The sequence below is a fragment of the Bacillus sp. B1-WWTP-T-0.5-Post-4 genome (assembly GCF_009183795.1).
Taxonomy (GTDB): domain Bacteria; phylum Bacillota; class Bacilli; order Bacillales; family Bacillaceae_G; genus Bacillus_A; species Bacillus_A cereus.
Map to the genome: position 1 here is coordinate 910604 of NZ_WEIJ01000001.1, position 19807 is coordinate 930410.

Below are 19807 nucleotides of genomic sequence, written 5' to 3' on the forward strand. Positions count from 1 at the left end.
TATTACTCCCTCAACAAAATCTTATTAAAATAAAAGCTAATATCTCCATATATATGTAAACGAGGGAGGAGAATTTTCATGAAGGTCAGTGGATTATATAAAATAGAATGTTACATTTTCAAAGGAATTAATCGCTACTTTGATCAAAAAACATTAAATATCTTTTTCAGCAATATTACTCATATCGGTGGCGCGACTTTCTCCATCGCACTCACACTTTTCTTTTTGATTTTCGCAAAGGGAACTTTGCATCAAGCTGCAATTGCAACTGCTATTTCTTTAGCAATTAGCCATATTCCTGTACAAATATTAAAAAGATGGTATCCACGAAAACGTCCTTATTTAACAATTCAGGATGCAAAATATCCAGTCCATCCATTAAAAGACCACTCTTTCCCGTCTGGTCATACAACAGCCGTTTTCTCTGTCTTCATTCCATTTATTTGCTATAATCCAAGCTTACTTGCTTTCCTATTACCGTTAGCATTATGCGTCGGTATTTCACGTATTTATTTAGGACTTCACTATCCGTCAGATGTATTCGTCGGTATGTGCCTTGGCACTTGCTCTGGCATCATCTCTTTTTATCAATTCATCCCACTTTTCACATAAAGGAGTGATATGATGAGAGTCGCCATTTTTACCGATACTTTTACGCCACAAGTTAACGGGGTTGCGAAAACGTTAGAGCGATTAACACGATATTTTCAGAAAGAACAGATCGCCTATTCTGTTTTCGCCCCTCAGCATACAGCTGAAGATAATTTTGTAGCGAATGTGAATAAGATGAGAAGTATCCCGTTAACAATATTATATCCAGAATGTCGTTTTTCTTTTCCTACTCCGCGCATTAAACGGGAACTACTTTCCTTTAAACCTGACATTATTCACATTGCCACACCTTTCAACATGGGACTTTGTGGATTGTATTATGCAAAAAAGTTAAACATCCCAGTTGTCGGTTCTTATCATACTGATTTCGATGCCTATTTACGTTATTACAAAATCGAATTCCTCTCCAATATGCTGTGGAACTATTTAAAATGGTTTCATAGTCATATGCAAAAAAATTTTGTACCCTCTCCTGAAACATTACATCAATTAAAACATAAAGGCTTTCAGGCCCTCTCTATTTGGGGACGTGGTGTAGATTGCAATCTCTTTCATCCATCTTACAATACAGACCTATTCCGAAAAAAATATAATATTACAGCGAAGTACGTCCTTTCCTATGTTGGACGGATTGCTCCTGAGAAAGATATTGATACGTTGCAAAATCTTATCGTTAAATCAGCACATACTCGAAGCGACATTCATTGGCTTATAGCAGGAGACGGTCCTCTAGCAACAAGTTTACGTGAAGCTGTTCCGAAAACAAATATCACTTTTACTGGCTATTTACAAAGTGCAGATTTAGCTGAAGCATATGCTTGTTCTAACATAATGGTATTTCCATCAGCTACTGAAACATTCGGAAATGTCGTACTTGAATCACTCGCATGCGGTACACCTGTTATTGGTGCAAATAGTGGCGGGGTTAAAAATATTATTACAGATGGAAAAACGGGAGTTCTTTGTCCGCCTAAAAATGAAGATGCATTTCTATCATCCATTTATTTTTTATTACAAAATGAAGAAAAACTTGAGCAGATGGGAATAGCAGCTTCATCTTTTGCGAAATCAAAGAGCTGGGATGAGATCTTTCGTGGCTTGCTTAACCAATATGAAGAAGTCCTTCAGCATAACGCATCAGAGTTGCTTGCTTAAATAGAAAAACTCCCTTCAAAAAAACGAAGGGAGTTTATTACATGGTCATAAATTTTAGTTTAATAAATGATACATAAGGTTAAGCATTGTTTTATTTCTATATTAATTATATCAAAAATAAACATAACTAAACAGACTTGTAATAAAAACCCATAAAAATTAATATATGGTTATACAGTATTTTAACTGTATAATGATTTTAAGAATTCCCCTTAAAATCAACTTACTCACATACCTTTATACAGCAATTGTTCCCCAATTCTGTATATCAAAAAAACCTTTCATTCATTTGAAAGGTCTTTTTGAGCCTGCCCATATTCTTCTTTCGTATTTACATTTATAAACCAATCCGCATTCGCTTGTACATCTTCTCCAGAAACATACTTCACATTACATTGTGATAAAAGCTGCCCCATACTTCTTTTTTCTTCCTGAAGTAAAGCATAAATCTTTTTTTTCACGCGGTTATGATACGCCGCAAGTAGCGGTTGTTTTCTTCCATTAATAATAGGTACAACCGCATCATATTCATTGTTCGTTTGCTCCAGTAAAATGGTAAACCATTCATGCGAAACATTTGGCGCATCGCAAGGCATAATAGCATACCAATCTGCTTCTATGTATTCCATACCTGATACAATGCCGGCAAGCGGTCCATTTCCTTTATAGTGCGGAATGTCTTCTATAACAGGTACTTGTACGAATTGCTCTACTCGCTCTTTTATATCAGTATGGCTAATTACTACAATGTCTTGCAAAGTATTTCCCATCACTTTCACAATATGCTCAACAAAAGTAGTTCCCTTCCAAATTGCTAACGCTTTCGGCTCACCGAATCTACTCGACATACCACCTGCTAATACAATTCCAGCATACTTACTCATTGGCGATGCAGCTCAAATGTAATATGACCTAATTCCGGTAAAATTAATTTATTCATCGCAAGGCGAACCGCTCCGCTAGACCCTGGCATCGAGAAGACTACTTTGCGCCCAATTGTACCACCAATCGCTCTACTTAACATTGCGCTGCTTCCGATATCTTCTAAATAACTAATCATACGGAACAGCTCACCAAATCCAACAATTTCTTTATCTAATAACGCTGATACTGCTTCAATTGTGACATCGCGTTTCGTAATACCAGTACCGCCATTTGTTAATATAACATCTACATCTTCCTTATGATAACCAGCTAACACTGCTTGCTGGATACTTTCTTTATCATCTTTTACAATTTCATAAGAAGTTACTTTATGTCCCGCTTCTTTTAACAATTCATGTAATAGTTGTCCGCTCTTATCTGTTTCTTCCGTACGTGTATCGGAAATCGTCACGATCTTGCAACGCACTTCTTTTGGAGCTTGTTTTTTATGTTCAGTTACACTCATTTTTTATCTTTCCTTTCTTAAAGACTTTTCTTCATTTTATCATACATACCTTTACACAATTATGTATGAAGCCAATCATGCGCCATGATACAATATAAGTATACTAACCCACAAAAAGGAAAGTGTACTTTCTTATACTCCTAGACTACACATCTTTAGCTACTCTTTATATTTTCTACATAATAGAATTCAATTTTAAAACTTGTACTAAAAAATAAATTGGAGGTCTACATAGTATGGAACTTTATAAAAAATTAACAACAACATTTATCCTCTTATTCATCGCTTCAATCACTGTCGGCTTTTCCTTAAAAGGCGCAATTCCATATGCTACATTAGTAAGCATTATATTCGCGACACTATTTTTACTAAGTAGTGCCTTTTGCGCAGGTAAAGCACGTCAAATGAAAGGTTGATTACATATGTTCCAGAAGAAACCAATCCTTTGTAAATCATGTGAAAAGGAAATACAAAAGGAGGACTTACATTGTTTAAATCAAACCGTATCCAGTTACGAAAGTTTTCCGAAGATGATATTCTAACATATTATAAATGGCATAATGATATAGACGTTATGAGTTCAACTACTCTCACTCTTGATAAATATTCCCTTCAAGACACAGAAAAACTTTGCCAGCAATTTATTCATTCTGCGGACTCTAAGAGCTATATCATTGAAGAAAAATCTACGCATCTTTCAATTGGTATTACTTCTTTAATTCATATTGATTCGTATAACCGAAACGCTGAATGTATTATTGATATTGGTAACAAGGATTACTGGGGGCAAGGTTATGGGAAGGAAGCTTTCACCTTATTATTGGATTATGCATTTTTAGAATTAAATTTACATCGCCTTTCTTTACGAGTATTTTCTTTTAACGATAGAGCAATTAAATTATATAAATCACTCGGTTTTCAACATGAAGGAACTTGTAAAGAAGCTATATTCCGCAATGGCAATTGGCATGACATTGAACTCTTCGCTTTATTCCAACGTAATTATAAATAAAAAAAGCTTTGCGCTCACCGCGCAAAGCTTTTTTTCATATATTATAGACCAGCTTGCTCTTTTAAAGCTGCTGCTTTGTCTGTACGTTCCCATGATAGATCTACATCAGTACGTCCGAAGTGGCCGTAAGCTGCTGTTTGTTTGTAAATTGGGCGACGTAAATCTAGCATTTTAATAATACCAGCTGGGCGAAGATCGAAGTTGTTACGAACTAGTTCTACTAATACGTCTTCAGATACTTTACCAGTGCCGAATGTATCAACTGAAATTGATACTGGTTGTGCTACACCGATTGCGTATGCAAGTTGTACTTCTGCTTTTTCAGCAAGACCAGCTGCTACGATGTTTTTCGCAACATAACGAGCTGCATATGCTGCAGAACGGTCAACTTTCGTTGCATCTTTACCAGAGAATGCACCGCCACCGTGGCGAGCGTATCCACCGTAAGTATCAACGATGATTTTACGTCCTGTTAAACCAGCATCACCTTGTGGTCCACCAATTACGAAGCGGCCAGTTGGGTTAATGAAGAATTTCGTTTCTCCATCCATTAATTCTGCTGGTACTACAGCTTTAATTACGTGCTCTTTTAAGTCGCGATCGATTTCTTCCCATGTAACATCTGGGTGATGTTGTGTAGAAATTACGATAGTATCAACACGTACTGGTTTACCATTTTCATCATACTCAACTGTAACTTGCGTTTTTCCATCCGGACGTAGGTATGATAATGTATCATCTTTACGTACTTCAGTTAAACGGCGAGCTAATTTGTGAGCAAGCGAGATTGGAAGTGGCATTAACTCTTGTGTTTCATTACATGCGAAACCAAACATTAAACCTTGGTCTCCTGCACCAATTGCCTCAATCTCAGCGTCAGTCATTTGACCTTCGCGTGCTTCTAGCGCTTGGTCAACACCCATAGCGATGTCAGCAGATTGCTCATCGATAGATGTTAAAACTGCACAAGTTTCTGCATCGAATCCGTATTTTGCGCGTGTGTAACCAATGCCTTGAATTGTTTCACGAACGATTTTTGGAATATCTACGTAAGTAGAAGTCGTAATTTCCCCCGCTACCAATACTAAACCAGTTGTTACAGTTGTTTCACAAGCTACACGTGCATTTGCGTCTTTTGATAAGATCGCATCTAAAATTGAATCAGAAATTTGGTCACAAATTTTATCTGGATGTCCTTCAGTTACAGACTCAGATGTGAACAGATGACGTTTTTTTGTCATGTGGTAAACCTCCCTACAGTAATTGTATATATTGTACGGAACTCATCCTTAATTTGCCACAAACTGCGACATACATTTATTCTCCCACACAAGCATACAGAAAAACCTTTCCTACTTTACATAGAGGAAAGGTTTAATTTGCTACTTGCATACTGCTTTTTGCCCTTCGCTCTTATCGTTCGAGACCTGTAGCCTCGCACAGGTTTTAGCACCTATTCACCTGCATTTATCAATACAAGTGAGGTTGCTGGGCTTCATCGGGCCTGTCCCTCCGCCAGCTCGGGATAAGAGAGTATCCGTCCCAACCTATACTAAAGAAATGATATTCATTTGTCAATTAATATTCACATTTTCCTGAAAGTTTTTCTCAATACGCCTGAAATGAAATATTAATAGGGAAATAATGCATTCACACAAACAAAAAGAAATAAATAGTATACATTATTTATATAATTGTGTTATACTCTTGTTGGGGATTACGAGAAATATTTCATTAAATGAAAAGGATGGTATATAAATATGAGTACTGTGAATGTCCAAATTGGTTTACACGAATTATTGAACGGAAGCAATGCACAGATTCAACTAAGTGTTCCGCAATTAGTGGAAAAAGTATTAATGCGAAATGAAGGGAAATTAACTTCGACTGGTGCCGTTTCTGCTTCAACTGGAAAATATACAGGACGTTCTCCTAAAGATAAATTTATTGTGAAAGAAGCATCGGTTGCTGACAAAATTGCTTGGGGAGCTGTGAACCAACCGATTTCTGAAGAACATTTTAATAAATTATATACTAAAGTTTTAGAATACTTAAAAGAAAAAGAAGAGTTATTCGTCTTCAAAGGATTTGCAGGCGCTGACCGCAATTACCGCCTACCAATTCAAGTTATTAATGAATATGCATGGCACAATTTATTTGTACATCAATTATTCATTCGTCCAACTGAAGAAGAATTAACAACTCATGAGTCAGGGTTCACAATTGTTTCTGCACCGAACTTCAAAGCTGATCCAGCTGTTGACGGTACAAACTCTGAAGCATTCATTATGGTTTCATTCGAAAAACGTATTGTACTAATTGGTGGTACAGAATACGCTGGAGAAATGAAAAAATCAATCTTCTCTATTATGAACTTCTTACTACCTGAACAAGATATTCTTTCTATGCATTGCTCTGCAAACGTAGGTGAAGAAGGCGACGTAGCACTATTCTTCGGTTTATCTGGAACAGGTAAAACAACATTATCTGCTGATCCAAATCGTAAATTAATCGGTGATGATGAGCACGGTTGGTCTGATAACGGTGTATTCAATATTGAAGGCGGTTGCTACGCAAAATGTGTAAACCTTTCTCACGAGAAAGAACCACAAATTTTCGATGCAATCACATTTGGATCCGTTTTAGAAAACGTTATCATTAATGACCAAACGCGTATCGCGGACTACAACGATACTACTTTAACAGAAAATACTCGTGCTGCATACCCTATGCATGCGATCGACAATATCGTACTGCCAAGTGTTGCTGGACACCCAAATACAATTATTTTCTTAACTGCTGATGCATCTGGCGTATTGCCTCCAATCAGTAAGTTATCAAAAGAGCAAGCTATGTATCATTTCTTAAGTGGTTACACTAGTAAACTAGCAGGAACAGAGCGCGGCGTTACATCTCCGCAAGCAACATTCTCAACTTGCTTCGGTTCACCATTCTTACCACTTGATGCATCTCGCTATGCTGAAATGCTTGGTGAAAAAATCGAGAAACACGATGCAAAAGTATTCTTAGTAAACACTGGCTGGACTGGTGGCGAATACGGCGTTGGTAAACGTATGAACTTAGGTTACACTCGTGCAATGATTCAAGCAGCATTAAACGGTGAACTTGCGAAAACTGAAACAGCTAAACATGACATCTTCGGTCTTGAAGTTCCACTTCACGTACCAGGTGTACCTGACGAAGTGTTAATGCCTGAACAAACTTGGGCTGATAAAGCTGCTTACAAAGCAAAAGCAATCGAACTTGCAAATGAATTCAAAGCTAACTTCAAAAAGTTCGACAGCGTATCTGAAGACATTATTAACTTAGGCGGTCCAATCGCTTAAATTAAAACTTTCTGTTGGAATAACCCTTTACTCATATGAATAAGTGTCGTGTAACCGTAAAGTTTCGCGTACTCACCGACAAAACCCAATGCGGCTTAACAGTTACACACACTTACATAAAAAAGAAGCTTACGTGAAAACGTAAGCTTCTTTCTATATCTTATATAAAGTGAAACGCTAATCTCTTCATCTGTGACCTAGATTATAAAATTACAGCTTCGAATATATACATTATATCCCTACTCACTACATCTCTCGGGTTTCACATCGTATGGGGCTAAAAAAGGCCCTGACCGCTTCTATTCGTGACTGGATCATCTATTCCATCTAAAAAGAAGTCTTTTATCTTTTTAGCTCTTTGTTAGTTCTTTCTCATCTTTCATGCTATAGTAACCTAAATTCACAACGATTAAGAAATACCCACCCATAATCCCTACTGCAAACGCCCACATAACCATGTGGTGCTCAATTTCGTACATAATAATAGCACCCAAAATGGCAGCTGCAAAACGGTTAAACATACCGAGTGTCGGTGCTTTCGTCTTCTTTACAATACTATCTCCAAGCTTCTCAATTCTTCTGCCTAAAAGCCAAACGCAATACATACTTACAATAAGCCCAATTCCAGCGCCTAAAAAATGTGCTGAAAACGGTGTTAACATCCAACCTAGTAACAAAATACCTAGTATATAATACGATTGGATTTTAAATGATCTTAGTGACATACTAATCATGCTGTACCTCTCTTCATTCGTTCTTATCTATCCAACAAAAAATTTCTTTCAAATTCATATTCCTTACATTCATTTCATTCAAATTAAAAACAACATAAACAGTATGTTTATGTTGTTTAAATGTTTTTAGAAAATAATATTATACAAGATTTCAAACATCATATTCTCATATTTTGTGACGGTTTTTCAAACTTTTTTCGTCCATTTATGAAAAAAATGATATCAATCTATGAACATACGGATATGATGTAATAAGCACACAAATAAAGGGGGCGTCTAATGATTTATTTTTTAATGGCTCTCATTCACCTCATTATCCCTGCACTTATTGGACTTTCATTGTATTGGTACACGAAAAATCATAGCATTTTTTACGCTGTCCTCGGTGTTCTTCTTCCAGGTATTATTCTTATTACACTCTTCCGTATTCCATTTTTAAACTTAATTCCACTTATTACTGCTATCTTATTTCTCATCTTCTTACCAAAAATAAAAAAATAGGAAAGCAGATCATAGGTGATCTGTTTTCCTATTTTGATATAGGTTCCCCTGCAATAGAATGAACTTTTACTTTCTCCGATTTCACAAACCATAGACCGACAAAAATGATAATTCCACCGATGATCTGTTGAAACGATACATATTCATTTGCCCAGACAGCTGCAAATAAAACAGCTACAAGCGGCGTTATATACATATATACCATCGTATGTGACGCCCCAATTTTTTGAACACCAACATACCACATTACTAAACCGAATACTGTTACAAAGAAAATAGAATATAGTAAAGCAAATAGTGTCATTCCGTGAGTAATGTGAAATGGCATGACAAATACATGTGGACCACTTAACAATAATAGCGGAATCGCACCCACTAATGCAGACCATGCAGTAACACGTAATGCTGAATATTTTTTAATTAATGGTCCTGCTAAAACAGGATAAAGCCCCCAGCATATTGATGTAATAAGTCCAATTCCATTGCCATAAAAAGAACTAGTAAGTGAATGTCCTGCTACTAAAACTAAGGCTGCACCAACAAAGGCAGTCATAGAACCGATTAACTTTCGAGAAGAAAACTTTTCTTGTTTCAAGAAAATCGCAAATGCAGTTGTAAAAATAGGTGAAATAGAAATGAGTAAAGAGGCATTTGTAGCGGATGTATATTTGACAGTTTCCATAAATAACGTTTGATACAGTACAATACCTACAACGCTAACGATAATTAATCTAGGTATATCCGTTCGCTCCATATAAACCGACTTTTCAATACAAAAGGTAAGGAGTAACAGAAGCGGTGCCGCCGCCATCATACGAAGTGCAGTAAACTCAATTGCTGTAAATTCTAAAAGTCCATACTTCGCAATTGTATAGTTAATCCCCCAAATAATAACAACACTTAAAATTAATAACTCAATTCCCCATCTTCTCATGCGTATCCCCTCCGCAAAGAAGATTATACAGAAAATTCAATCATATGTACATTTCATTATGTGAAAAAATCTTTTTATTATATGAAACGTTTTGGTAAATGAAATTATATCGGCGATTTTCTGAATATATCGGCGCAACTCCATTTATATCGGCGATTTCCCAAATATATCAGCGATTTTTTCAATATATCGACTTATCGACAATAATAGCGACTTATAAAATAAAAAAAGTGAGTCCAAAATACATTTTGGACTCACCTTTACTATACTCGAACGTGTAATTTCATATTTGGATTATAAAACTGGCTTGGGCTCTTCAACTGAAAAGTTCCTCCACCTTCATGCCAATCAACCGTTAACTTATCGTCCATAAATACAAGCTTTGTACGATCAGCGATAAAGTTCATTGTGCTTGATTCAATATCCACATCGCGCTCATCTTTCTCTGCTACAGCTACTAAATCGATGATTCCGCTCATAACACAACCGCAACCTTCATTATCATAAAATAACTTTATATATTTCGCTTCACTTGGAATCGTATCCATAATCTTTTTATATGCTGCTTCTGTTACAGTAACGTACATATGTTAATCTTCATCCTCTCTTCTCTTATCATTCATATATTGTATCACCATTTTTCTTAAAAGTTATATACAGAAAATTAAGACTAATATACAATGTATGTGATAAAGTTTCAGCAATCGAGCTTTTATGAGTAGTTCATGCAGGAGAAAGGATGTTTACTATCTGTGTTCAAACTACAACGATATCCCATGTTATTAGGTGTATTTAGTAGTTTCTTCATTTCTAGCGGAATGCTATTACAGCATGTACTTCCCTATTCTCCTTCTATTAGCTGGATTCTAGGTTTTATTTGTTTCCTATCCGCTTCTTATTTTGCTACGAAGAATACAAACAACTCATAAAGCAAGAATCACCTTAAGGAGGATTATCAAACATGCCAGCCTTAAAAAAAATAGAGCAATCACTCGATCACTTATTCCAAATTGAAAAATACGGAAAAGATAGTGCCTTTAGTCGATTTATCCCAGCCGTATATGATCCTATCAAATTTCCTTGGCAACAATTTTTCGAAGCAAATTTTGTAGATTTATTTAACGGCCTTATGATGCACGGATCTGAAAATGTAAACAAAGTATTTTTAGCTGTATTCCCTACAGATGACGTTCTTGAAACATTCATTTCACAATCCACACCCGGTGATTTACTCTTTATGCACCATCCCCTTGTAATGGAGTGCGGTGATCCGCTTGGAAGATCAGGCCGCGGTTTCATACCAATTCCTGAAAAATATTTGCAAGGAATAAAAGAAAAACAACTTTCTATATATACATGTCACGTACCAATGGATTTTCATCAAACACATGGAACGAGTATTTCAATTGCAAAAGCATTAAACGCTACTGTAGTGGACGACTTTGCATATGGAGGTCCAGAACAAGAACCAGTTGGCCTTATTTGTGAAATAGATGAAACATCAACAGAAGCACTCCAAAAACATCTAAAACAACTCTTCCAGATTCCTTACACAGACTTCGAAGGTAAACGACATGATTCCATCAAAAAAATCGCAATTATCGCTGGATGTGGCGATGTTGTATCTTTGATGAAGGAAGCAGAAGAAAAAGGTGCTGAAGCATATATTACAGGAGAAATCCATTGCCATATCGACAATGATTACGGCAGACATAAATACTCGCTCATTATGGATTATGTAAAAGAAACGAATATGTCTCTAATTGGTGTGTCACACTCTGCCTCTGAATATTTAGTGAAAGAGACATTGATGTATGATTGGTTTAAAGAGAATTTTGATGTGGATGTTATTTTGCTTCCGCAGGAGAAATGGTGGCTCTAACGCTATCATTTTTTAAATTTATATACACAATACAATCGACCCCAGAAAAATAGAGAAATGTGAAAGCACCACCTGTACCAACGTAAATGCTTTCGTTGTGCCGGAAAACGAACCTACTGGTAGCACCGAGTTTACTGGTGCTACCAGTATTACAGCATGAATATATATTCTATTTTTCTAATCACTGACATATAGCAATTCATTTCATAAAAAAAAGACCCGAGATTCGGGTCAACAAATAGAAATATAAATGAACTACAACAAATAACAGACAAAGCCATTATATATTTTTCATAGTAAAACATCCATTATTTTCTTTTTACACTATCAATATATTATTTTTCGTTATCGTCCTCTTTTTTAGAACGTCTACCTAAGAAGAACACAAAAACATCACTTCCAAATAAGTGATGTTTTTTGTAGTTAATGCAGTGGTAACATAACTTCAACCGTCGTTCCAACCCCAACTTCACTTTCAAAACTCATTTTACCGTTGTGGTCTTTAATAATTTTTTCTGTAACTACTAAACCTAGACCAGTTCCTGTTTCTTTCGTTGTATAAAAGGCTTCATTTAACTTTGGAATTTTATCTTTCGGAATGCCGCATCCCTCATCTTTCACTTGAACGATGATTCCATCTTTTACAGTAACTTTAATCGTAATTGTTCCGCCAACTGACATTGCTTCAATTGCATTTTTGATTAAATTAAAAAAGACCTGTTTTAATCGTTTTTCATCACATATAATTGATGGTAAGTCTTTACTGTAAATACCTTGTATGTAGACTCCTTGTTTTAAAGCTGGCTTTTCCATAACTCGAATAACATAAGAGATAATTTCTTGTATGTTATGAGTTTCTGATTCTAGTGATTTAGATTTCTCAAATCCACTAAGTTCTGTAGCAATTATATGAATCCGATCTACTTCTTGTTTCATAATATCACTATAAATTTTATCCTCTGGATGCTTGTCTGCTTGTTTATTCACAAGTTTTTTTAAGTTTGCTAAAGGTCTTCTAATCTTATAACCAATAACCGTTGCCATCTTTCCAACAGCTGCTAGTTTTTCTGTCTGTTTTATTTCTTTGTCCATCATCTCAAGCGTACGAACGTAAGACTGAACCCTTAAAAATATAATCCAACATATGATAGTAAATACGCTATATAATGCCATTGGGATTAAAACGAGAGAAGATTGAATAATGATTCCTGTAAGAGCATACTTTCCGATAAGTATCGCTGGAACTAACCAGAAATATCTTTTATTCACAAAGATTGGTGCAAACAAAATAAAAAATCCTTCTACTATATTTCCACCGTCAAATTCTGCATCGCTACCATAATAAATCATAATGTTATGGATACAATCTAATACATTATAGCCAATTAGAATAATATATTTTACCGCAAAAGCATTCTTCCATTTCATAAAGTATATTCCAATGCAAAACAATACCACCATCAAAAAGTAAAGCCATAAACCTAAACCATCTTCAAACTCTCCTACACCTTCTTGCTCTCCACCGATTAACGGTACGATAAATTCATAGGCAAGATCATATACGAAAAATATAATAAAAAATAAACTTAAAAATGCTTTCAGCGCCTTTATTTCTTCATTTTTAAATATATAGCCTTTATTCATATGGTAACTCCTAGCTTTTCTTCCACTTGGATTTCAGTATTTCCACACTTCCTTGGGAGAATGATGTCTATTCTCGTTCCAGTATCTTTTTCACTTGAAATATGCAACTCACCAAGGTGCTCGGCGACAATTCGATTCGCTACCGTCAGTCCCAGACCAATTTTATCTTGTTTCGTTGTATAAAAGGCCTCTGTAACACGGGGTAAGTTTTCTTGCTTAATACCATGACCATTATCGATCACACTGATCATTACATATTCTTTCCCTTTATTTTCTAATTGTAAATGTAATATGCCACCTTGTCCCATTGCCTCTAAAGCATTTTTTATCGTATATAAAAAGACTCCTCTTATTTTTCGTTCATCACATTCAACTTCTATTGTTTTTTCTTCCACATTAGAAATAAACTGAATGTTTAATTCATCTATTTTTTCACGAAGACTTGTTATTACTTGTAATACAATTTTTCCTACATCATGTTTCTTATAAATAGAAGGTTTGCATGTAGCAACTTCCATTAACTCACTTATCATATTATTCATATTTTCTATTTCAAAAATCATACGTTTATAAATAGGATCCTCTTCATGCTTCTCTCGTTGTAATTGCGTAAATCCTTTTAATGAAGCAAGTGGATTTTTAATTTCATGTCCAACCGTCGCTGCCATTTTTCCGATTACTGCTAATTTTTGTGATTCACTAGCAATCGCAATACTTTCCTTTACAGCTGAAAGATATTGTAAAAATCGGTTTAAAATGATATATGCAGCTATTAACATAAGTGTATACATAATAAGGAACATAAATGCTTTTACTTCCTCTAATACAAATAAATAAATTAAATATTTTCCTACAATAGAGGAAAGTAAAAACACATAGAATTTTTTATTTAAAAATATAGGTACAAAGAAAATGAGAATAATTTCTATTATATTTGTCGCATCAAACGCCGCCTTATTATAAAAAACATACGAAAATATATTAGCGAGTTCTATCCCTATGTATGCAAATATCCATGCATATTTAACAAGGTTTGCCTTCTCTTTTTTCATTAAATATATATTCACGCACAGTATTGCTACTCCGCAAATAACTTGCCATATTATATTGTATCCCTTATCCATTATTGATTTATCTTCTAATACGATTGCATAGAAAATTTGATATACAATAACAATGACATATAACACCCATAAAAGGATTTTTGCATTTCTTTCTTCTTCTTTATATGATAGAAAACTTTCTTTCACTTCAACACCCCTTCAAAATAATATCTCGAAGAATACCATTTATTATAATAAATGATTTTCATAGACAAACAAAGATAAATCGAACATTTGAGGAAAATCGTACCAAAAACACAATATATTTAGACTATATACAGAGCATAAAATCTATGATCATTAATACGTATATTATGGGAGGTGTTTTTTATGGATGGCAAAAAAAATAAAAAGACCGAACAACTCCAATCTTTTACGCGTGAAAACGAAGGAAAGGAAATGACAACAAATACAGGTGTTAAAATTTCAAACAATGAAAACTCTTTAACTGCCAGTGATCGTTTCCGAACGCTTAGGCATAGTGCAGGGAACGCCAAATGGACAGTGGGAAGTAAATGATATTTTCTTAACAAGCTCACCACTCCTTTATGATGGATGATCATTTTCTTAACAAAGTAAGTTCATTTGTCGTAGAATCATATAATCACTTTAAGCCGATTGGCTCCTTCCAAAACGGCTCTTCTATTATTCAATCTTTAAATATCGAAGGAAAGCCTGGTATTTTAATAGAACAAGACCCTACAAGGCTAGCAAATGAATTTATTAAAGCTATGACAAAACAACGCTTTTGGGATAGAGCATATTCATAAAATAGGGGGAAATTTATGTTTGTTACTGTCGAGAAAGATGTGCATATTTTTGTTCAAGACGTTAATCCTGGGCCAGGTAGTAAGACTGTTTTCTTCGTTCACGGATGGCCTTTAAATCATCAAATGTACCAATATCAACTCAATGTTTTACCAGAGCATGGCTTTCGCTGTATCGCCATGGATATACGAGGGAATGGACAATCTGATAAGCCATGGACTGGTTACACGTATGATCGATTAGCGGATGATATCGCAATTGTTCTGGAAGCACTTCAAGTAGAGAACGCTACATTAGTCGGTTTCTCAGTTGGTGGTGCTCTTTCTATTCGCTATATGTCTCGCTATAATGGGCGCCGCATTTCTAAGCTCGCATTAATTGACGCTGTCTCCCCCTCTTTCGTTAAAAATCAAGAGTCCCCTTACGGTGTACCGAAAGAACAAGCAGATGCTCTCATTAATCAAATGTATGCTAATTTACCAAAATTTTTAAATGATGTATCTTTATCCTTTTTTAATAGAAACTTAGGGGCTGCAACCCTTGAATGGTTTTCTTATCTCGGTATGCAGTCCGCTTCTTATGCCCTTATAAAAATTTTACAAGCAGCTGCAAATGAAGATGTAACGAAAGATTTAAATAAAATTAACGTCCCAACAAAAATCTTCCACGGCGTTCACGACCAACTAATTCCTTACAAAAGTGCCGAGCTTACGCAACAACGAATTAAAAATTCTCAGTTACATGCTCTTACAAATAGTGGTCATGGTTCACCAATCGATCAAGCGGATGAATTAAATAAAGAACTGATAAAATTTTTACATGCATAACAACTGCAATACAAGAACGAAAGTTAATACAATCGATTTTTCACAAAACATAAAATTCACATATTTCTCACAAATACACAAATAAAACGATTACATTTTCATATATACTAAATGTACAAGTAATACTCCCTAAACCCAGCTTGTCTGGTTACCCCGTTAAATACTATGAAAAAAGAACTTGTATCGTTATACAAGTTCTTTTTGTTTCTTTTATTTAAAGAGGATATCTTTACTATATTGATTTCCAACGAGTAAATCATATTGAAGCATTTTATATTGCTCTAACATTTCTTTTTGTTTCTTTGTTAAATCATTGATTACTTCTCCATTTTTATCAACTTTTAATTCATCTCTAAGCACTGGTATTTCCTTGTAAAGTTCCGATAAAAATTGATAAAATAAGGATTTATTTAATCCTGCATAATCAAAAATAAGATTAGAAAAATGAATTGGGCTTACTAAACCTAAATTATCATTTGGCATATCAAAGTTTGCATACATTAATAGCGGTGTTTGCGCCATGGCTAAACGTTCATTCGGTGTTTTTTCATTCGTTATATACCCATTTTCTTTATAAAAAGATTTATTTGTTCCTAATGATGGAAGATGATCTCCAAAGAATACTAATAATGTAGGTCTATCAAAATTATCTAGTTGCTCTATTAAATATTGAAGAGCCTCATCTGAACGTCTTAATCCTTCTGTATACGTCTCTAATTCTCCCTTTGATTCTTCATTTTCTAGACCGCTAATTTCGATTAGGTTTTCACCAAATCGGCCCTCTGTAAATGGAAAATGATTTTGCATCGTAACTGCATGAATAAATGTAGGTTGTTTTTGTTTCTCTAACTCAGCAATTATCTCTTTACTCATCGCTAAATCACTAATATAATCTCCATCAATATCCACATTTTCCATCGTGTCCTCTGCATTAAACTTATCAAACCCTAACACCTTATATACATCATCACGTTTAAAGAATGTGCGACCAAATGAATGAATTGCACTTGTATAATAACCTTCTTTTTTCAACGCTGTAGGGATTGATGGAATTTCTTTCTTATTTGTAATAACCTGCTGATATGGTATAGAACCTGGCTTTAACAAACTCATTGAATAGCTTGTTAATGCCTCAAATTCAACGTTCGCCGTATTTCCCCCAAATGTAGGAGAAATAGTTTGTCCACCAGGAAAGTTTTCTATATAATGATGTAAATTTGGCACAGGATCTTCACTAAAAGAAAGGTTGGTTACTTTCGTGGGATCCCAAAACGATTCACTCATTACAAAAATAATATTCGGTTTCTCTTTTTTCTTTTGGCTCCCTATATTTCCACTATATTGTTTGTTTATATCGTTTGCTATTTGAAGCATATTTTCTTTAGAATAATTTTTTGGTTTTTCCATAACTGTTGTATCTAAATTGCTAATAAACCCAAGTACAAAACCATTTGAAGCATAGTTCTCATTTTGATTCCACAAAACAAAATCTACACCTGATTTTTGAAATACTTTATTCATAAATGTATTCGCAAAATTACCATACGCATATAGAACAAAAATAGACCCTACTACTAATAAGGCTCTTATTCCTAGATGAATCTTTACATTTTGAATATACCTTCTCATATATATCCCTGCTACAATACAAGCTACGATACTTAAGATAATGACAAAAATATAACTCCAACTAAAATAGTCCATCACCATCGGTATAACAGATTGCATATGCGTAATTTGTGTAAAATCAGAAGGATATAACGGATCACCTCTGAAAATAAGCTTCAAATAATTCACAATACATAAAATGACTAACGTACAGCTCGTTAAAACCATACTTAGAAAAACCTTACCTATTAAATTATATACAAGAATATATATTGCATAAATTACTACAAAACTTAATATAAACTGCATATTATAAAAGTAAATCCAATTCATTGCCTCTATGAAACTCATATTAACTTGCATGACAATATAAAATAACGCTACTGTATGAGCTAGCAAAAATAATATAAAATGCACTCGTAGGGATGCTCTAAGTATAGACATCTCTTTTTTATTGAAATGCGTAATATAAAACGTTATGCCCCATACGAAAATCATCATAACACTTAAAACAAGCTTTTGATTTAAATGATCTTTCATCATGTCTAAATTGAAAACCTTTAAAATCATAAACAGCATAGTTATTACTAATAAAGTCACCATACTACTTATAATGCTAGAAATTAATATATTTCTTTTTGGAAGATGAAAAAGTGTAGAACCATACTTCAATTCATTCCCTCGTTTCTATGTCTTAATTTCCCCCGCATCGAAAGAACTATTTCTATTAAAATAACATATATTACATATTTCGTCTGCATACTTGTTTCTATCATAAATGTATTGTCTTAATATTCCCTTAATCAACAGTTAAATTGTGGCATACAAATTACTCATTCTTGAAAAACTTAATTTCAGCATTCCACTTTATGATATAATAACTATGTTTTGGAAATCCTTAATACTATTAAAGATTTCATATAAAAATACGAAAGAATTAATAAAAAAGGAGTTGCTCATTTTTGCTTACTAAGTTTAAGAGTTTGCCTAAAGCGGTATATGTAATTTTGGCGCTTTCTTTCCTGTTGCACGTTTTTTGTTTAGTAAAACAGCCAGGATTAGATGGAGAGTTAGTCAAAGTAACATATGGTGCAAATGATGCCTTTAACTATTCGTTAACAGCTGAACAACTATTAAAACATGGTGTATTTGGTTATGTGTATTTAGAACCTAGTGAAGTTCCAGGAAAAAATGCATATATTACACCAGGTCAGCCATTACTATTAGCTGGCGCTATGATTATTTCTGATATTACATCAATTCCTTACTATTACGTAGCAACTGTTATTAACATGATCATGAACCTTTGCACAGTGCTATTAGTATTCTTAATAGGAAAAGAATTGTTCGAAAAAAACATTTATGGAATTGTTGCAAGTATTTTATATGCTATTTATCCAAGTAACTATACATACTTCCGTACATTGCTAACAGAAGTTCCATCCATATTCTTATTGGCGTTATGTGTATATGTATTTGTTCTCGCATGGAAATACAATAAAGTGAAATTCCATATATGGTTTGGAATTGTCGTTTCAATTTTACTTATGTTCCGTCCAAATCCAGCTCCAATGATGCTCATTCCTGTTCTTGTTGTGTTATTTACATATGGATTTAAAGACTCCATTCGAATCGGATTGTTATGGTTTATCGGACCTTTCTTTATTATTGGCGCATGGGTTGTTCGTAACTACTTAGCACTCAACCAATTTATTTTATTCTCAACCCAAGGTGCAGATCCACTAATTGCCGGTGCAGATCCATTTAATAAAATTGGATATGAAAATATAGTAAATGAAATGAGAGCTAAAGGCTTAGATGACAAAGGTGCATACGCAAAAGAATTAATCAAGAACGGATTTAAGACGGACTTCACTTATTGGTTCTCTTGGTTCACTGTCGGTAAAACAATTGAATTATTCAAAACAGCTCCTGCTGTAGACCAATACCGTATTCACAACTTTATGCAACTATGTCATAGAGTGTTTATCATCGGTACATTCTTGAGCAGCTTCTGCTTCATGCTAAATTCATTTAAACATAAACGCGTTATGATGCTAGTAGCAAGTTCTATTATTTACATTATCTTCTCAAACTTATTCTTAGCAATTAATCGCTATGGATTTTTCATTAATCCTCTTATGTGCTTAATTCTTGCATACGGATTAATTCACATTGTGCAGAAACTTCCATTCTTCCGCACTAACCAAGCATAATAAGAAAGAGGTCGTCCACCGTTGGACGACCTCTTTCTTATTCCCCACACTTTACACACGGCCAATTTGTCCAT

19 protein-coding genes, 1 pseudogene and 1 riboswitch are annotated in these 19807 nt (G+C 34.5%); of the genes and pseudogenes, 11 read left to right on the forward strand and 9 right to left on the reverse strand.

Features of this window, described 5'->3' with window-relative positions:
• The first annotated feature begins 78 nt into the window (after positions 1 to 78).
• Positions 79 to 612 carry a phosphatase PAP2 family protein gene (locus tag GBN91_RS04900; RefSeq protein WP_000868582.1) on the forward strand — a complete coding sequence of 178 codons (534 nt, stop codon included), beginning with the start codon at positions 79 to 81 and terminating at the stop codon, positions 610 to 612.
• Between the two features lie 12 nt (positions 613 to 624).
• The gene (locus GBN91_RS04905; protein WP_001261646.1) at positions 625 to 1767 is read left to right on the forward strand and encodes a glycosyltransferase family 4 protein; all 1143 of its coding nucleotides are present in this window, start codon (positions 625 to 627) and stop codon (positions 1765 to 1767) included.
• A gap of 281 nt (positions 1768 to 2048) precedes the next feature.
• Here the strand turns inward: GBN91_RS04905 and GBN91_RS04910 are convergent, their stop codons facing one another.
• Both GBN91_RS04910 and GBN91_RS04915 read right to left on the reverse strand, forming a co-directional pair.
• A complete protein-coding gene (locus GBN91_RS04910) occupies positions 2049 to 2651 on the reverse strand; it encodes a molybdenum cofactor guanylyltransferase (RefSeq protein ID WP_152121284.1) in 603 nt (200 codons plus the stop codon).
• Positions 2648 to 3157: a MogA/MoaB family molybdenum cofactor biosynthesis protein gene (locus tag GBN91_RS04915; protein ID WP_000117123.1), complete on the reverse strand. Its 510-nt coding sequence runs from the start codon at positions 3155 to 3157 to the stop codon at positions 2648 to 2650. Before GBN91_RS04915 ends, GBN91_RS04910 begins: the two co-directional genes overlap by 4 nt.
• Before the next feature lie 236 nt (positions 3158 to 3393).
• Between GBN91_RS04915 and GBN91_RS04920 the strand changes: the two genes are divergently transcribed.
• Together GBN91_RS04920 and GBN91_RS04925 are read left to right on the forward strand one after the other, a co-directional pair.
• Positions 3394 to 3573, forward strand: a complete 180-nt coding sequence (locus GBN91_RS04920) for a hypothetical protein (RefSeq protein ID WP_000424797.1) — start codon at positions 3394 to 3396, stop codon at positions 3571 to 3573.
• A gap of 71 nt (positions 3574 to 3644) precedes the next feature.
• Positions 3645 to 4169 (forward strand): GNAT family N-acetyltransferase, encoded by a 525-nt coding sequence (locus GBN91_RS04925; protein ID WP_000477130.1) that lies wholly within the window; start codon positions 3645 to 3647, stop codon positions 4167 to 4169.
• A 41-nt stretch (positions 4170 to 4210) separates the two neighbouring features.
• On the opposite strand, the gene metK is transcribed toward GBN91_RS04925, so the two are convergent.
• Positions 4211 to 5410 (reverse strand): methionine adenosyltransferase, encoded by a 1200-nt coding sequence (gene metK / locus GBN91_RS04930; RefSeq protein ID WP_000163123.1) that lies wholly within the window; start codon positions 5408 to 5410, stop codon positions 4211 to 4213.
• Between the two features lie 169 nt (positions 5411 to 5579).
• A riboswitch (SAM riboswitch) is annotated at positions 5580 to 5701 on the reverse strand.
• Positions 5702 to 5929: 228 nt separating this feature from the next.
• Here metK and pckA point away from each other — a divergent pair.
• Positions 5930 to 7516 carry a phosphoenolpyruvate carboxykinase (ATP) gene (gene pckA / locus GBN91_RS04935; protein ID WP_000108815.1) on the forward strand — a complete coding sequence of 529 codons (1587 nt, stop codon included), beginning with the start codon at positions 5930 to 5932 and terminating at the stop codon, positions 7514 to 7516.
• Positions 7517 to 7866: 350 nt separating this feature from the next.
• Here the strand turns inward: pckA and GBN91_RS04940 are convergent, their stop codons facing one another.
• The gene (locus tag GBN91_RS04940; RefSeq protein ID WP_000624926.1) at positions 7867 to 8250 is read right to left on the reverse strand and encodes an ATP synthase subunit I; all 384 of its coding nucleotides are present in this window, start codon (positions 8248 to 8250) and stop codon (positions 7867 to 7869) included.
• 279 nt (positions 8251 to 8529) lie between these two features.
• Between GBN91_RS04940 and GBN91_RS04945 the strand changes: the two genes are divergently transcribed.
• Positions 8530 to 8751, forward strand: coding sequence for a hypothetical protein (locus tag GBN91_RS04945; RefSeq protein WP_000639042.1), 222 nt, complete (start codon positions 8530 to 8532; stop codon positions 8749 to 8751).
• Between the two features lie 28 nt (positions 8752 to 8779).
• On the opposite strand, the gene GBN91_RS04950 is transcribed toward GBN91_RS04945, so the two are convergent.
• The gene (locus tag GBN91_RS04950; protein WP_001255411.1) at positions 8780 to 9685 is read right to left on the reverse strand and encodes a DMT family transporter; all 906 of its coding nucleotides are present in this window, start codon (positions 9683 to 9685) and stop codon (positions 8780 to 8782) included.
• A 263-nt stretch (positions 9686 to 9948) separates the two neighbouring features.
• Positions 9949 to 10272: an iron-sulfur cluster biosynthesis family protein gene (locus tag GBN91_RS04955; protein ID WP_000289570.1), complete on the reverse strand. Its 324-nt coding sequence runs from the start codon at positions 10270 to 10272 to the stop codon at positions 9949 to 9951.
• 374 nt (positions 10273 to 10646) lie between these two features.
• Between GBN91_RS04955 and GBN91_RS04960 the strand changes: the two genes are divergently transcribed.
• Positions 10647 to 11567 carry a Nif3-like dinuclear metal center hexameric protein gene (locus tag GBN91_RS04960; RefSeq protein ID WP_001111122.1) on the forward strand — a complete coding sequence of 307 codons (921 nt, stop codon included), beginning with the start codon at positions 10647 to 10649 and terminating at the stop codon, positions 11565 to 11567.
• Positions 11568 to 11990: 423 nt separating this feature from the next.
• On the opposite strand, the gene GBN91_RS04965 is transcribed toward GBN91_RS04960, so the two are convergent.
• Together GBN91_RS04965 and GBN91_RS04970 are read right to left on the reverse strand one after the other, a co-directional pair.
• Positions 11991 to 13211, reverse strand: coding sequence for an ATP-binding protein (locus GBN91_RS04965; protein ID WP_001032627.1), 1221 nt, complete (start codon positions 13209 to 13211; stop codon positions 11991 to 11993).
• Entirely contained in the window at positions 13208 to 14461 is a 1254-nt protein-coding gene (locus GBN91_RS04970; RefSeq protein ID WP_000664890.1) for an ATP-binding protein, read from the reverse strand. The genes GBN91_RS04965 and GBN91_RS04970 overlap by 4 nt, the downstream gene beginning before the upstream one ends.
• 183 nt (positions 14462 to 14644) lie before the next feature.
• Between GBN91_RS04970 and GBN91_RS04975 the strand changes: the two genes are divergently transcribed.
• From GBN91_RS04975 to GBN91_RS04985, 3 genes and pseudogenes are all read left to right on the forward strand, one after another.
• Entirely contained in the window at positions 14645 to 14833 is a 189-nt protein-coding gene (locus GBN91_RS04975) for a hypothetical protein (protein WP_025710005.1), read from the forward strand.
• Positions 14766 to 15084: pseudogene (locus GBN91_RS04980) on the forward strand (type 1 glutamine amidotransferase family protein); the annotation flags it as partial. The gene GBN91_RS04975 and the pseudogene GBN91_RS04980, both read left to right, overlap by 68 nt.
• Before the next feature lie 15 nt (positions 15085 to 15099).
• On the forward strand, positions 15100 to 15909 hold the full coding sequence (locus tag GBN91_RS04985) for an alpha/beta fold hydrolase (protein WP_000498278.1): 810 nt from the start codon (positions 15100 to 15102) through the stop codon (positions 15907 to 15909).
• Positions 15910 to 16119: 210 nt separating this feature from the next.
• Here GBN91_RS04985 and GBN91_RS04990 read toward each other — a convergent pair whose 3' ends face one another.
• Complete coding sequence (locus GBN91_RS04990) at positions 16120 to 18189, reverse strand: LTA synthase family protein (protein WP_016123484.1); 2070 nt, start codon at positions 18187 to 18189, stop codon at positions 16120 to 16122.
• A gap of 290 nt (positions 18190 to 18479) precedes the next feature.
• On the opposite strand from GBN91_RS04990, the gene GBN91_RS04995 reads away from it, so the two are divergent.
• Positions 18480 to 19733 (forward strand): glycosyltransferase family 39 protein, encoded by a 1254-nt coding sequence (locus GBN91_RS04995; protein ID WP_000956221.1) that lies wholly within the window; start codon positions 18480 to 18482, stop codon positions 19731 to 19733.
• Positions 19734 to 19807 lie beyond the last annotated feature (74 nt).

What these genes read in the sequence shown, in the direction of transcription:
- metK (WP_000163123.1), bottom strand. Translation starts at nt 5,410, where the DNA reads ATGACAAAAAAACGTCATCTGTTCACATCTGAGTCTGTAACTGAAGGA.
- GBN91_RS04940 (WP_000624926.1), bottom strand. Translation starts at nt 8,250, where the DNA reads ATGATTAGTATGTCACTAAGATCATTTAAAATCCAATCGTATTATATA.
- GBN91_RS04920 (WP_000424797.1), top strand. Translation starts at nt 3,394, where the DNA reads ATGGAACTTTATAAAAAATTAACAACAACATTTATCCTCTTATTCATC.
- GBN91_RS04905 (WP_001261646.1), top strand. Translation starts at nt 625, where the DNA reads ATGAGAGTCGCCATTTTTACCGATACTTTTACGCCACAAGTTAACGGG.
- GBN91_RS04910 (WP_152121284.1), bottom strand. Translation starts at nt 2,651, where the DNA reads ATGAGTAAGTATGCTGGAATTGTATTAGCAGGTGGTATGTCGAGTAGA.
- GBN91_RS04915 (WP_000117123.1), bottom strand. Translation starts at nt 3,157, where the DNA reads ATGAGTGTAACTGAACATAAAAAACAAGCTCCAAAAGAAGTGCGTTGC.
- GBN91_RS04985 (WP_000498278.1), top strand. Translation starts at nt 15,100, where the DNA reads ATGTTTGTTACTGTCGAGAAAGATGTGCATATTTTTGTTCAAGACGTT.
- GBN91_RS04960 (WP_001111122.1), top strand. Translation starts at nt 10,647, where the DNA reads ATGCCAGCCTTAAAAAAAATAGAGCAATCACTCGATCACTTATTCCAA.
- GBN91_RS04965 (WP_001032627.1), bottom strand. Translation starts at nt 13,211, where the DNA reads ATGAATAAAGGCTATATATTTAAAAATGAAGAAATAAAGGCGCTGAAA.
- GBN91_RS04950 (WP_001255411.1), bottom strand. Translation starts at nt 9,685, where the DNA reads ATGAGAAGATGGGGAATTGAGTTATTAATTTTAAGTGTTGTTATTATT.
- pckA (WP_000108815.1), top strand. Translation starts at nt 5,930, where the DNA reads ATGAGTACTGTGAATGTCCAAATTGGTTTACACGAATTATTGAACGGA.
- GBN91_RS04955 (WP_000289570.1), bottom strand. Translation starts at nt 10,272, where the DNA reads ATGTACGTTACTGTAACAGAAGCAGCATATAAAAAGATTATGGATACG.
- GBN91_RS04900 (WP_000868582.1), top strand. Translation starts at nt 79, where the DNA reads ATGAAGGTCAGTGGATTATATAAAATAGAATGTTACATTTTCAAAGGA.
- GBN91_RS04945 (WP_000639042.1), top strand. Translation starts at nt 8,530, where the DNA reads ATGATTTATTTTTTAATGGCTCTCATTCACCTCATTATCCCTGCACTT.
- GBN91_RS04975 (WP_025710005.1), top strand. Translation starts at nt 14,645, where the DNA reads ATGGATGGCAAAAAAAATAAAAAGACCGAACAACTCCAATCTTTTACG.